Source organism: Kitasatospora sp. NPDC088264, assembly GCF_040685715.1.
GTDB lineage: Bacteria > Actinomycetota > Actinomycetes > Streptomycetales > Streptomycetaceae > Kitasatospora.
This window is the reverse complement of the sequence record NZ_JBFBIR010000047.1, coordinates 22,386-35,202: the sequence shown is the minus strand read 5'-3', so window position 1 is coordinate 35,202 and position 12,817 is coordinate 22,386. Positions and strand designations below refer to the sequence as shown.

At 75.9% G+C, this 12,817-nt stretch carries 7 protein-coding genes; 6 read left to right on the top strand and 1 reads right to left on the bottom strand.

The window, feature by feature from the left end; all coding sequences use genetic code 11:
* Positions 1-707: 707 nt before the first annotated feature.
* From AB0O82_RS28235 to moeZ, 4 genes are all read left to right on the top strand, one after another.
* Complete coding sequence (locus AB0O82_RS28235) at positions 708-2,387, top strand: DUF3492 domain-containing protein (protein ID WP_363586739.1); 1,680 nt, start codon at positions 708-710, stop codon at positions 2,385-2,387.
* Positions 2,387-3,487, top strand: coding sequence for a hypothetical protein (locus tag AB0O82_RS28230; RefSeq protein ID WP_363586738.1), 1,101 nt, complete (start codon positions 2,387-2,389; stop codon positions 3,485-3,487). The genes AB0O82_RS28235 and AB0O82_RS28230 overlap by 1 nt, the downstream gene beginning before the upstream one ends.
* Positions 3,488-3,606: 119 nt before the next feature.
* Positions 3,607-4,581, top strand: coding sequence for an NAD-dependent epimerase/dehydratase family protein (locus tag AB0O82_RS28225; protein WP_363586737.1), 975 nt, complete (start codon positions 3,607-3,609; stop codon positions 4,579-4,581).
* A 228-nt stretch (positions 4,582-4,809) separates the two neighbouring features.
* Positions 4,810-5,988 carry an adenylyltransferase/sulfurtransferase MoeZ gene (gene moeZ / locus AB0O82_RS28220; RefSeq protein ID WP_363372596.1) on the top strand — a complete coding sequence of 393 codons (1,179 nt, stop codon included), beginning with the start codon at positions 4,810-4,812 and terminating at the stop codon, positions 5,986-5,988.
* Between the two features lie 60 nt (positions 5,989-6,048).
* Here moeZ and AB0O82_RS28215 read toward each other — a convergent pair whose 3' ends face one another.
* Positions 6,049-8,805 carry a lysylphosphatidylglycerol synthase transmembrane domain-containing protein gene (locus AB0O82_RS28215; protein ID WP_363586736.1) on the bottom strand — a complete coding sequence of 919 codons (2,757 nt, stop codon included), beginning with the start codon at positions 8,803-8,805 and terminating at the stop codon, positions 6,049-6,051.
* A gap of 143 nt (positions 8,806-8,948) precedes the next feature.
* Here AB0O82_RS28215 and AB0O82_RS28210 point away from each other — a divergent pair, with 143 nt between their 5' ends.
* Together AB0O82_RS28210 and AB0O82_RS28205 are read left to right on the top strand one after the other, a co-directional pair.
* Positions 8,949-9,302: an MGMT family protein gene (locus AB0O82_RS28210; RefSeq protein WP_363586735.1), complete on the top strand. Its 354-nt coding sequence runs from the start codon at positions 8,949-8,951 to the stop codon at positions 9,300-9,302.
* Positions 9,303-9,475: 173 nt separating this feature from the next.
* Positions 9,476-12,793 (top strand): ATP-dependent DNA helicase, encoded by a 3,318-nt coding sequence (locus AB0O82_RS28205; protein ID WP_363586734.1) that lies wholly within the window; start codon positions 9,476-9,478, stop codon positions 12,791-12,793.
* Positions 12,794-12,817: the final 24 nt, after the last annotated feature.

Here is a 12,817-nt window from a genome sequence, read left to right as displayed (position 1 = left end):
AAAGGACCTCGGCCTCCTTGTCAGGAGCCCACAATACGGCGCTGACCTCGGCGTCGGCAGGGGTGTGACAGGGGCCGGAACGGCCGTCCGGGCCGTCGGAATCCGAACCTCGTGACGCACCGCACCGGCGGCGTCACCGAGCGCGGAGCGCGGGCCGGCATCGTGGACCCGGGGCCCCTCGCGGCGGCGAACAAGGCCACTCCCATCGTCCGCCATGAGCGGGGAGGCCGGCGACCGGCGCCCGGCCGCCGGCGCCGCCCGGTAACGGCCCGGTTCGGGGCGAGGTCACGCCCGTTCACTCGTTCAGGTGGCAACCAGGCATGTGACCGATGGATTGCCCGGGCCCGGTCCTACCTTTCTGCTGTCGGACCGAACAGGTGTGGGGGAGGCCGCGGACGCCGGGGAAATCCGGAGGGCGGCCGCACCCAGGGGGCCCGGCGGGTCGGGCCCGGCCCGCCGGAACGGGCGTGCGCCCGGGGGAACGGATCGCGGGAGGGGCGCGGCCGGACCGTCGGGCCGGACGGCCGCACCACCGCTCGGTGGTGCCCCGCCCCGGGGGAGCGTCGCGGTGTCGTACCCGGCCGACCGGACTCCTCGCCCCCGGACCGTCCCCGCCGCCGTGCGGGGCCGCCCCGGTGGCCACTCAAGCCGCTCAAGCCATCCGTCGATCCGCCCGCCCGTGATCCGCTCTGCCCTGGAGGTCTCCCGTGCGCATCGCCCTGCTCACCGAGGGTGCCGGCCCACATTCCCGGCGCGGCGCCGGAGGCTGGTGCGACCGGCTGGCCGCGGGCCTGCCGGAGCACGAGTTCGGGCTGTACCTGCTGACCGGCCAGGGTGGCCAGGGCACCGCCGAGCGGCTGTCGCCCGCCTGGCGCGGGGCGCGCGAGCTGGCGCTGTGGGGGCGCCGGCCGGGCGGCCGGGTGCCCGGCACGCTGCGCGGACGCCAGTACGCCCGGGCGTACGAGGACCTGGTCAGAGCCCTGGTGCTGCCGGGGGAGCGGGCCGGCTTCGGGGCCGGGCTGTACCGGCTGGCCGTCCTCGCCCGGGAGGACGGCACGCTGCCCGCCTTCCTCGCCTCCGCGCACGCCCGGCGCACCCTGGAGCGGGTCTGGCGGCTGCCGGGCGCGGAGACCTCGGCCGGGCAGCCGCTGGTCCGCGACGTGCTGGTCGCGGCGGACCTGCTGGAGCAGTGCCTGCGGCCGTTGTCCGCGCCCTGGTACGGCACCGGGCCCGACGGCCTCGGCGGCGCCGACCTGTGCCACGTGGTCGGCGGCGGCCCCGCGGCGCTGCCCGCGCTGGTCGCCCGGTACCTGCACGGGGTGCCGTTCGTGGTCACCGAGCACGGCCTGCACCTGCGCGAGCAGTACCTCGGCCACCGCGAGGCGCCGTACCGGTGGCCGGTCCGGGCGCTGCTGCTGGCGTACTTCCGGGCGCTGACCGAGGAGACCTACCGGCAGGCAGCCGTCCTGACCCCCGGCAGCGCCCACGACCAGCAGTGGCAGCGCCGCTGCGGGGCCGACCAGGCGCGCACCCGGGTGGTCTACGAGGGGACGCCCGCGGTGGTCCGCCCGGCGGCCGGGCCCGAGCCCGCCGTGCCGACCCTGGTGTGGGCGGGCGCGCTGGAGCCGGGGCGGGACACCGAGCTGATGCTGCACGCCTTCGCGCGGGTGCGCGCCGACCTGCCGAGGGCCCGGCTGGTGATCCACGGCGAGGAGGCCGAGCCCGGCTACCGGGCGCACTGCGCGGCGCTCGCCGAGCGGCTCGGACTGGCCGCGGCGGTGGACTTCGCCGGGCGGCCCGGCTCGCTCGCCGAGGTCTGGGAGGGCGGCACGCTGGCCGTGTTCTCCGCGCTGTCCCAGCGCAGCCCCCGGCTGCTCGCGGACGCGATGCTCAGCGGCCGGGCCGTGGTGTCCACCGACGTCGGGGTGGCCCGCGAGGTGGTCGGGCCGACCGGGCTGCTGGTGCCCGCCCGGGACCCGCGCGCGCTGGCCGGCGCCTGCCTGGCGCTGCTGCGCGATGAGGAGCGGCGCGCCCGGCTCGGGCTGGCCGGGCGGCTGCGGGCGCAGGAACGCTTCGCCGTGGAGCCGGTGATCGGCGCCTTCCGGGAGATCTACCTGGAGCTGGTCTCGCAGTACCCGGCCTTCCCCGGCGGCGGGGCCAGCGGCGCGGCCGGGGAGTCGCCGCGCCCGTTCGCCCGGCCCGCCGAGTACTGGCTCGCCGACGGCCGCCGCGCGCCGGGCGGCCCGGGCGGCCAGGGTGCCCCGGACGCGGCGGACGGCTCCGGCGGACGCCACGGCGCCGGGCCGGCCGGGTCCGAGCGGCCGGAGGACGGGGGCGGTGACGCCGGCGCGCAAGAGCGCCCCGGCGCCCTCGCGGAGGCCGTCTGATGGCGGGCGGCGCGGCGCCGGGCGGCCCCGGGAGCCCGGTGGGGGACCCGGTGCGCGAGGTGATGGCCGAGCACCGGGCGCTGTGCGAGCGGGCCGTCGACCCGCTGGAGATCGCCGCCGGACTGGAGGAGGCCGGGCTCGGCCCGCAGGCCGCCGCGCGCTGCCGGCACGCCGACCTGTTCTCGCTCGCCGAGGAGCTGTACGCGCGGGTGCCCCGCCGCCCACCCGTGCCGGAGCCGCCGCGCGGCCGGGAGTGCGCCGCCGCCACCCGGGCGACGCTGACCGCCGCCGCGCTGGCCGCGCTGCCCTGCGCGGCCGTGGTCGCGCTCGGCGCCCGCTGGCCGGTGCTGCTGCCGGCCGCCGTCCCGCTGGTGCTGGTGCCCGCCCTGGCCGCGGACCCCGCCGCCGAGCCCGGCCCGCCGGACACCCGCCCCTGCGGCGCGGCGGACGGGCTGGGTCCGGCGCGGGCGCCGCGGCGGGCCGGCTCCCGGTGGCACCCGGCGGCGCTGGGGCACGGGCTGGGCCTGGCCGCGCTGCTGCTGCTCCCGCTGGCCGCGGCGGACGGGGACCGGCGGCTGACCGCCGCGCTGGTGCTGGCCGGGGCGGTGTCGGCCGGGTCGGCCGAGCGGGCGGCCCGCTGGTACCGGCAGGTCGGCCGCGGCCATCTCGGCGCGGCGGCCACGCTGGCAGAGTTCCGGTCCCGGATGCGGCCGGTGCTCCCGGTGGCGGTCGCCCTGCACCTGGCGGTGCTCGCGGTGCTGACCTTCGCCGCGCTGGCGGTGCTGACCGTCCTCGCGCCGCGCCCCGGGCCGGGCCACGGCGGGGGCCTGCTGCACCTGGCGGCCGAACGGGCCGGCGCCGCGCAGTGGGCGGCGCAGGGCGTGCTGGGCCTGCTGCTGGTGCTGCCCGCGCTGCTGGCCCGCTGCGGCCGGACGGCGGCCGCCGCGGCGGGGGCGCTGGCCGGGCCCGCCGTGGCGCTCGGGCTGCTCGCCCTGGGCCGTTCCGGGCCGACGGCCGGGGTGCTCGGCGGCGGCGCGGTCGCCGCGGTGCTGCTGGCGTACGCCTGGGCCGTGCTCGGCCGGGCCGGTTCGCACCGCTGAGCCCCGCCCGCCGGTGCGGCCCCGGGTGCCGCCCCCTTCTCTCTGCTCTCACTCAGTCCGCTCTTGATTTTCAGTCCGCCAGGTCGTCCCCGACCTCGCTTCGTGGAAGGACGCCCCCGATGAGGGTGCTGCTGCTGGGCGCCGACGGTTTCATCGGCCGCCGGGTCACCGATCGTCTGCTCATGGACCAGGAGTTGCAGGTGACGGTGCTCGGCCGGCGCGACTCGGCCGACATCCGCTTCGACCTGACCACCGGAAGCCCGGGCGCGCTGGCCCGGTTCCTGGACGCGGTCGTGCCGCAGGTGGTGATCAACTGCGCGGGCGCCACCTACGGCAGCTCGCGCACCCTGATCCGGTCGAACACGCTGGCCGTCGCCACCGTCTGCGAGGCGATCCGGCGCAGCCGGGAGCCGGCCCGGCTGGTGCACGTCGGCTCGGCCGCCGAGTACGGCCCGGTGCCGGGCGGGGTGCCGGTGTCGGAGCAGGCCGAGCCGCGGCCGGTCGGCCCGTACGGGGTGTCCAAGCTGGCCGGGACGGAGCTGGTGCTGGCGTCGGGCCTGGACGCGGCGGTGCTGCGGGTGTTCGACGTGGTGGGCCCGGGGGCGCCGACCGCCTCGCTGTTCGGGCGGCTCGCGGAGGGGCTGCGGCGGGCCCTGGAGCGGGACGAAACCCAGGTGCGGATGCCGGACCTGTCCGGATACCGGGATTTCGTGGACGTGCGGGACGTCGCGCGGGCGATTCAGGCGGCGGCGGTGTCGGCCGCCACCGGGGTGGTCAACATCGGCAGCGGGCACGCCGTCCGGGCCCGGGACGCGGCCCAGCTGCTGGTCCGGGCGTCCGGCTTCGAGGGGGCGATCGTCGAGGAGAACCGCCAGGTCCTGCTGCCCGCGCAGGCCGGCGGCCCGGTCGGCGACCACCTGCCCGGCCACCACCTGCCGGGCCACCGGCCGGAGGGCCGGGTCGCGGCGGGGGAGCCGGTGCCGTGGCGGCAGGCGGACGTGCGCACCGCCCGGGACCGTCTCGGCTGGCGGACACAGGTGCCGCTGGAGGAGTCGCTCGGGGACGTCTGGCTGGAGACGGCCTGCCGGGTCTGAGCGGCCACCGGGAGCGCCCCGGGCCTGTCGGCACAGGCCCGGGGCGCTTTTCCGGGCTCCGGCGGGCGGTCCCACGATCCGACGCCGGCCGTCTCGCCCATCGGACGAGCTGTCTCGGAATACCGAAGGGGCGTGACACTGTTGGCCTAGGAGCCACCCGCGTGGCGGCGCAGCAACCACCATGAGGCTGGCCCAGGCCACCTGAACCAGACACCCATCGGAGTCCCCGTGTCGTTGCCACCCCTGGTCGAGCCGGCCGACGAGCTCACCGTTGACGAGGTCCGCAGGTACTCCCGCCACCTGATCATCCCCGACGTGGGCATGGCCGGGCAGAAGCGGCTGAAGAACGCCAAGGTGCTGTGCGTCGGCGCCGGCGGCCTGGGCTCGCCCGCGCTGATGTACCTGGCCGCGGCCGGTGTCGGCACGCTGGGCATCGTCGAGTTCGACGTGGTCGACGAGTCGAACCTGCAGCGCCAGATCATCCACGGCCAGTCGGACGTGGGCCGCTCCAAGGCGGAGTCGGCGCGGGACTCGGTCAAGGAGATCAACCCCTACGTCGACGTGATCCTCCACGAGGAGCGCCTCGACAACTCCAACGTCATGGAGATCTTCTCCGGCTACGACCTGATCGTGGACGGCACCGACAACTTCGCCACCCGCTACCTGGTGAACGACGCCGCGGTGCTGCTCGGCAAGCCGTACGTGTGGGGCTCGATCTACCGCTTCGACGGCCAGGCCAGCGTGTTCTGGGCCGAGCACGGCCCCTGCTACCGCTGCCTCTACCCGGAGGCCCCGCCGGCGGGCATGGTCCCCTCCTGCGCCGAGGGCGGCGTGCTGGGCGTGCTGTGCGCGTCCATCGGCTCGATCCAGGTCACCGAGGCGATCAAGCTGCTGGCCGGCGTGGGTGACCCGCTGGTCGGCCGGCTGATGATCTACGACGCCCTGGAGATGAACTACCGCCAGGTGAAGGTCCGCAAGGACCCGGACTGCGCCGTCTGCTCCGAGCACCCGACGGTCACCGAGCTGATCGACTACGAGGCCTTCTGCGGCGTCGTGTCGGAGGAGGCGCAGGCCGCCGCCGCCGGCTCGACCGTCACCTCGGCGCAGCTCAAGCAGTGGCAGGACGACAAGGAGGACATCTTCCTGATCGACGTCCGCGAGCCCGGCGAGTACGAGATCGTCAACATCCCCGGCGCGGTGCTGATCCCGAAGAACGAGTTCCTCATGGGCGACGCCCTGGAGAAGCTGCCGCAGGACCGCAAGATCGTGCTGCACTGCAAGTCGGGCGTGCGCTCGGCCGAGGTGCTGGCCGTGGTCAAGGCGGCCGGCTTCGCCAACGCCGTCCACCTGGGCGGCGGCGTGCTCGGCTGGGTCAACCAGATCGAGCCGCACAAGCCGGTCTACTAGAACGCCGGAACGCACCGGAAGGGCCCGCCTCGGCGGGCCCTTCCGCGTATCCGGTGGACGTCAGAGCGCGCCGCGGCGCTGCAGCACGTTGTAGGAGATCCAGCCCGGCAGCACCGGCAGCCAGAAGGTGAGCGCCCGGTAGAGGAAGACCGCCGGGGTGGCGACCGCCGGCGACACGTCCGCGACCGTCAGGGCGCCGATCAGGGCGACCTCGACCGGGCCGATGCCTCCCGGGGTGGGGATCGCCGAGCCGGCCGCGTTGGCGGTCAGGAAGACCACCGCGACCGCCGAGAAGCTGACGTCGCCGCCGAAGGCCTGAACCGAGGCGTCCAGGCAGGCGGTGAAGGACAGGGTCAGCAGCAGGATGCCGCCGAAGCCGGTGACCAGCTTGCTGGGCGTCTGCATCAGGTCGAGCATCCGCGGCACCACGCCGAAGAACAGCGAACGCAGCCGGCCCAGCACGAACCGGCGCAGCGGCGCGACCGCCGCCACCACCAGGGCGAGCACGGCGGCGGTCAGCACGCCGATGATCACCGCGCGGGAGGCGGACAGGTCGCCGTTGGTCTGGCTGCCGGTGATCAGGCCGAAGCTGAACAGCAGCAGCAGGTGCCCGGCCAGGCCGGCCAGCTGGGAGGCGCCGACCGAGGCCACCGCCTGGCCGGAGCGGATCCCGGCCTTCTGCAGGTAGCGGGTGTTGAGCGCGATGCCGCCGATCGCGGCGGGCGCGACCAGCTTGACGAAGGAGCCGGCCAGCTGGGCCGCGACGGTGCGCCGGAACGGCAGCTTCTCCGGGACGAATCCGGTCAGGCTCATCGCGGCGGCGACGTAGCTGAACGCGGCCGCCAGCAGGGCCGCCGCCGCCCAGACCCAGTCCATCTGGGAGAGCTTGAGCTGGGCCGGCTTGATGGTGGTCAGCGCCAGGTAGGCGGCGAAGGTGAGCGCGATCACCATGATCAGGCTCTTCGGCTTCAGCCGCTCCAGCTTGGCCGGCTCCATCGGCGCCTCGGGGGCGATCTGGAGGATCTGGCCGCGGATGCGGCTCAGCAGGTCCTCGCCGGCCACCGCGATGTCCTCCTCGGCCTGCTGCTGGGTGCGCTCGCCGGCCGCGACCTGCTCCAGCGCCCTGGCCCGGGCGACGGTCTTGCGCTCCTTGGTGAGCCGCGCGAGGTCGACCCTGGTGGAGCGGCTCATCCCGACCGGCTGGAGCAGCGGCAGCGCCTGGGCGACCCGGTCGGCGCCGAGCACCGCGTTGGCGGTGGCGACGGCCCGCTCCGGGCCGATCCGCAGCGCGAAGGTGGTGACCAGCTGGGCGACGTCGATGCGCAGCGTCAGGTCGGTGGCGGCGATGTCGCCGCCGGAGAGGTTGACCAGGCAGGCCGTCTTCTCGTCCACCACCAGCAGCGACTCGCCGGTCAGCCGGCGGTGGGCGATCCGGCGCTCGTGCAGGGCCGCCACCGACTCCCAGAGCGAGGCCATCACCTGGTCGGTGACCTCCTCGTCGGAGAGCTCGTCCAGGATGCGGCCCTCGACCTTGCCGTAGACCAGGATCGCGGCGTCCGGACCCAGCTCGGAGGTGGCGACCAGCTGCGGCGCGCGGGCGCCCGACGCGGCCGCCGCGTAGGCGATCAGGGCCTCCTGCTCCAGCGCCTGGCGCAGCGACTGCGGGCTGCGGCGCACCGCCACCGAGCGCAGCCGCAGCCGCCGCCAGGCCCGGTAGAAGAAGCCGGAGGCCTGCTGCTCGCGGTCGATGATGTGGACGTCCAGCGGCGGGCCGCTCTGCTGGGTGACGTAGTAGCGGCGGGTGCCGCCGGGCGCGTCCGGGGCGCGGTGGGCGCTCTCCGGGGTGAAGCCGACCTTGCGCAGGCCGATCATCAGGTGCTGGCCGGTGGGCCGGATGTTCGGGGAGCCGATCGCGTACAGCGTGCCGTACGCGACGGACCAGCCGATCAGGACGGTGAGCAGCAGCGACAGCGGGGTGGTGTAGCCGCCGAGCAGTTCGGTGATCCCGCTGAAGACCACCACCACCCACAGGGCGACCCGCCACCGGGGGCGGCTCGACATGCCGACCGCGGTCATGTAGGCGATCACCGGGGCGAGGTAGCCGTGCACCGGGTCGGTGAGGGTGCCGTTGCTGTCCATCGGCAGCCTGGTCAGCGCGTCCCGGATGTGGTCGGAGGCGCCTTCGGCCACCCACCAGTCGATGCCCAGCGAGACGCCGTAGGCGAGCACCGAGGCGAGCACGCCGTCGGCGACCCGCAGGCCGTCGCGTTTGATCAGCCGCTCGACCGCGAAGGCCAGCGGCACGGCGAGCACCGCGACGCTGGAGAGCAGGCCGGTGATCGTGGAGAGCACCGCGGAGAAGTGCGGCGCGTTGGTGGCGATGTCCTGTTCGATGCCGGTGGTGGTCGAGGTGGCGATGCCCGCCAGCACGAAGACGGCGACTATGCCGAAGACGCCGGCCAGGAAGCGGATCAGGTCGGACGGGCGGTGCGCCCGGGCGGCGAGCAGTGGCTCGTCGACGTCCAGGTGCGGGGTGCCGTCCAGCGGGTCGTGGTAGTCGGGCAGCGGGCGCCGGGCCGGCGGTTCGGCAGCCGCCGGTCCGGGGACGGCCGGTTCCCCGGGGGCCTCGGCGGGTTCGGCGGGTTCGGCGGGTTCTTCGGAGGCCTCGGCGGGCGCGGGGGTCTTGATCGTCCGGTCCTTGATCAGGGAGACTTCCGGCGTAGGCCCGGTCGCGGGCCCACCACCGGGAGCCGAGGGCACGGCGGCGGCGGACTCGTCGGAGTCCTCGTCCACACCCACGTCAGCCGTCCCGGTCATCTGGTCTTGTCCTCGTATCACCACTCACCGCCCCGAAGATGGTGGCATGCCTCGGCGCCCCGTGCTGGACAGGGGCCGGATCGGGCGCGGCGGATCGTTCGTACGGGGCCGCGGGTGCGCCCCCGTGAGGAAGAATGCCGCAGGTGACGGACGTAACAGACGACGGCCTCCCGGACACCCTGCCGCCCTTCGCCGAACTGGTGCTCGACCTGACCGAGCGGATTCCACCCGGCAGGGTGATGACCTACGGGGACGTTGCCGAGTACCTCGGCCAGGGCGGCCCCCGGCAGGTCGGCCGGGTGATGGCCCTGTACGGCGGCTCGGTCCCCTGGTGGCGGGTCATCCGCGCCGACGGCCGCTTCCTGCCCGGGCACGAGCACCGCGCCCTCGCCCACTACGGCGAGGAAGGCACCCCGCTGCGCGAACTCGCCGACCCGCCCCGGGTCGACCTGCGCCGGGCCCGCTGGGACGGACGGGAGCCGGGCACCGCGCGATGAGGCCGCCGCGGAACGCGCGACGAGGCCGCCGCGGACCGGGTCGCTGCGGACCGGGGATGCCGCGAAACCGCCGCGCCGACGGGAATGACGGGGCAGGATCGTAGGCTCGATACGGGCGGGCCCCGGCGGGCCCGCCCGGCCACGCCTCCAGCACAACCCCAGGATCCGCCTCCGTGAGTTCCCCGTACCGGCTCGTGCGCAGCCCGCTCGTCCAGCCCGCCCCACCCGTGCTGGACGAGTACCAGCGCGCCGTGGTCGAGCACGGCGGCGGGCCGCTGCTGGTGCTCGCCGGCCCCGGGACGGGCAAGACCACCACCCTGGTCGAGGCCGTCGCCCGGCGGATCGAGGACGGCACCGACCCCGAGCGCATCCTCGTCCTCACCTTCAGCCGCAAGGCCGCGACGGAACTGCGCGACCGGATGTCCGCCCGGCTCGGCTCCTCCTCGGCCGCCCCCCAGGCCACCACCTTCCACTCCTTCAGCTACGCCCTGCTGCGCGCCCACCAGGACCCGCAGGACTACGCCGAACCGCTGCGGCTGCTCTCCGGCCCCGAGCAGGACGTCATGGTCCGCGAACTGCTGGCCGGCGGAGCCGAGGACGCGAAACTCGGCAGCTCCCGGATCCACTGGCCGCTCGACCTGCGGGCCTGCCTGACCACCCGCGGCTTCGCCGACGAGGTCCGTGCCGTCCTCGCCCGCAGCCGCGAGCTGGGCCTCGGCGAAGCCGAACTGGAGCGCTTCGCCCAGGGCGTCCAGCGCCCCGACTGGGCCGCCGCCGCGCACTTCCTCGCCGACTACCTCGACGTGCTCGACCTGCGCGGCGTCCTCGACTACGCCGAACTCGTCCACCGGGCCGTCCTGCTCGCCGAACGCCCCGAGGTCGCCGAGCAACTGCGGCGGCGCTACGAGGTGGTGTTCGTCGACGAGTACCAGGACACCGACCCCTCCCAGGTCCGGCTGCTGCGCCAGCTGGCCGGCGGCGGTCGCGAACTCGTCGCGGTCGGCGACCCCGACCAGTCGATCTACGCCTTCCGCGGCGCCGACATCAACGGCATCCTCGACTTCCCGCAGACCTTCCGCCGGGCCGACGGCGAACCCGCCGACGTCAAGGTGTTGCGTGTCTCCCGCCGTTCCGGCGCCGTCCTGCTCGCCGCCTCCCGGGAGCTCGCCCGGCGGATGCCGATGGGCCGGCTGCCCGCCGACAAGCTCGCCCAGCACCGCGCGCTGCTGCCCTCCCGCGAGGGCGGCCGGGCCGAGGTCTACACCTACCCCACCCCCGGCGCCGAACTCGACTCGATCGCCGACCTGCTGCGCCGCGCCCACCTGGAGGACGGCGTGCCCTGGGGCGAGATGGCCGTCCTGGTCCGGGCCGGCGCCCGCTCCATCCCCGGCGTACGGCGGGCGCTCAGCGCGGCCGGCGTCCCGCTGGAGATCGACGGCGACGACCTGCCGCTGCGCGAGGAGCCGGCCGTCGCCCACCTGCTGCTCGCCCTGCGGGTCTGCGCCGAGCAGGCCGCCCGCGACCGGCACGGCGACCCCGACACACCCGACCCGCTCACCACCGACCTGGCCCACGCCCTGCTCACCGGCCCGCTCGGCGGCCTCGACGGCTCCGACCTGCGCCGCCTCGGCCGCGCCCTGCGCGAGGAGGAACGCGCCGCCCTGCGCGCCGACGGGGACCCGGCCGCCCCGCGCCCGGCCGGCGACCTGCTGCGCGAGGCCCTCGCCGAACCCGAGCGGCTGATCGCCCTCGACCCCGCCCACGCCCGCCGGGCCCGCGACCTCGGCACCCTGCTGCGCAAGGTCCGCGAACGCCTCGCCGGCGGCTGCACCGCCGAGGAGGCGCTCTGGGAGCTGTGGGACGGCAGCCGCCGCTGGCGCGAACGTCTGGAACGGGCCGCCCTGCGCGGCGGCGCCGCCGGCCGCAACGCCGACCGCGACCTCGACGCGCTGTGCGCCCTGTTCGAGACCGCCGCCCGCGCCGAGGAACAGGTCACCGGCCACCGCGGCGCCCTCGACCTGCTCGCCGAGCTCGACGCCCAGGACATCGCCGCCGACACCCTCACCGTCCGGGCCGTGCGCCCCGAGGCCGTCCGGCTGATGACCGCCCACCGCTCCAAGGGCCTGGAGTGGCGCCTGGTCGTCGTCGCCGGCGTCCAGGACGGCCTCTGGCCCGACCTGCGCCGCCGCGGCTCCCTGCTGGAGGCCGACCGGATCGGCCGCGACGGCCTCGCCGAACCGCTCTCCCCGGGCGCCCTGCTCGGCGAGGAGCGCCGGCTCTTCTACGTCGCCGCGACCCGCGCCCGGGAGCGGCTGATCGTCACCGCCGTCAAGGCCCCCGCCGACGACGGCGACGAGCCCTCCCGCTTCCTGCGCGAGCTCTACCGCGAGGACGTCGACCCGCGCACCGGAAGGGTCGTGCGCCGCACCCCGCCGGTCGTCGTCGAGGACGTCACCCACCGTCCGCGCCGCCCGCTGTCCGTCGCCGCACTGGTCGCCGAACTGCGGGCCGTCACCGTCGACCCGGCCCGCTCGCCCGAACTGCGCCGGGCCGCCGCCGAACGGCTCGCCCTGCTCGCCGCCGCCACCGACGACGAGGGCCTGCCACTGGTGCCCGCCGCCCGCCCCGACCGCTGGTGGGGCCTGGCCGACGCCACCGCCGCCCCCGACCCGCTGCGCAGCGCCGACCTGCCGGTGCGGCTGTCCGGCAGCGGCCTGGAGCAACTGGAGAACTGCTCGCTGCAGTGGTTCCTGGACAAGGAGGTCAAGGCCCGCGCAGCCGGCTCCGCCGCCCAGGGCTTCGGCAACGTCGTGCACGCGCTCGCCGACGAGGTCGGCTCCGGGCGCACCCCCGCCGACCTCGCCGTCCTGATGGAACGCCTGGACACCGTCTGGGACGCGCTGGCCTTCGACGCGCCCTGGAAGTCCCAGCAGGAGAAGACCCAGGCCCGTGCCGCCCTGGAGCGCTTCCTCAACTGGCACGTGCTGGAACGCGGCCGCGACCTCGTCGCCACCGAGCACGGCTTCGACGTCACCCTCGACGCCGGCGGCGTCTCGGTGCGCATCCGCGGCTCGATGGACCGGGTCGAGAAGGACGCGGCCGGGCGCGCCTACGTCGTCGACTTCAAGACCGGCAAGCAGATCCCCACCGACAGGTCGCTGCCCGAGCACAAGCAGCTCGCCGTCTACCAGCTCGCCGTCCGCGCAGGGGCCCTCAACGAGCTGCCCGGCTTCGCCGACCGCCCCCCGGCCACCGGCGGCGCCGAACTCGTCCACCTGCGCGAGCCCGCCGCCAAGGCCGCCCAGGACGCCCCCAAGGTGCAGCGGCAGGACCCGCCGGAGGGCGAGCCGTGGATCGAGAACCTGCTCGCCGACGCGGCCGGCCGGGTCCTCGCCGAGCGCTTCGTCCCGCAGACCGGCGGCGGCTGCGACCGCTGCACCTTCCGCCGCAGCTGCTCCGCCCAGCGGGACGGGGCGCAACTCGTCGAGTGAAGGTTGTCCGCCGCTCCGGTTAAC

Bases quoted from the DNA above. Each gene is read 5' to 3' on its own strand.
- AB0O82_RS28230 (WP_363586738.1), top strand. From the start codon at position 2,387: ATGGCGGGCGGCGCGGCGCCGGGCGGCCCCGGGAGCCCGGTGGGGGAC.
- AB0O82_RS28225 (WP_363586737.1), top strand. From the start codon at position 3,607: ATGAGGGTGCTGCTGCTGGGCGCCGACGGTTTCATCGGCCGCCGGGTC.
- AB0O82_RS28215 (WP_363586736.1), bottom strand. From the start codon at position 8,805: ATGACCGGGACGGCTGACGTGGGTGTGGACGAGGACTCCGACGAGTCC.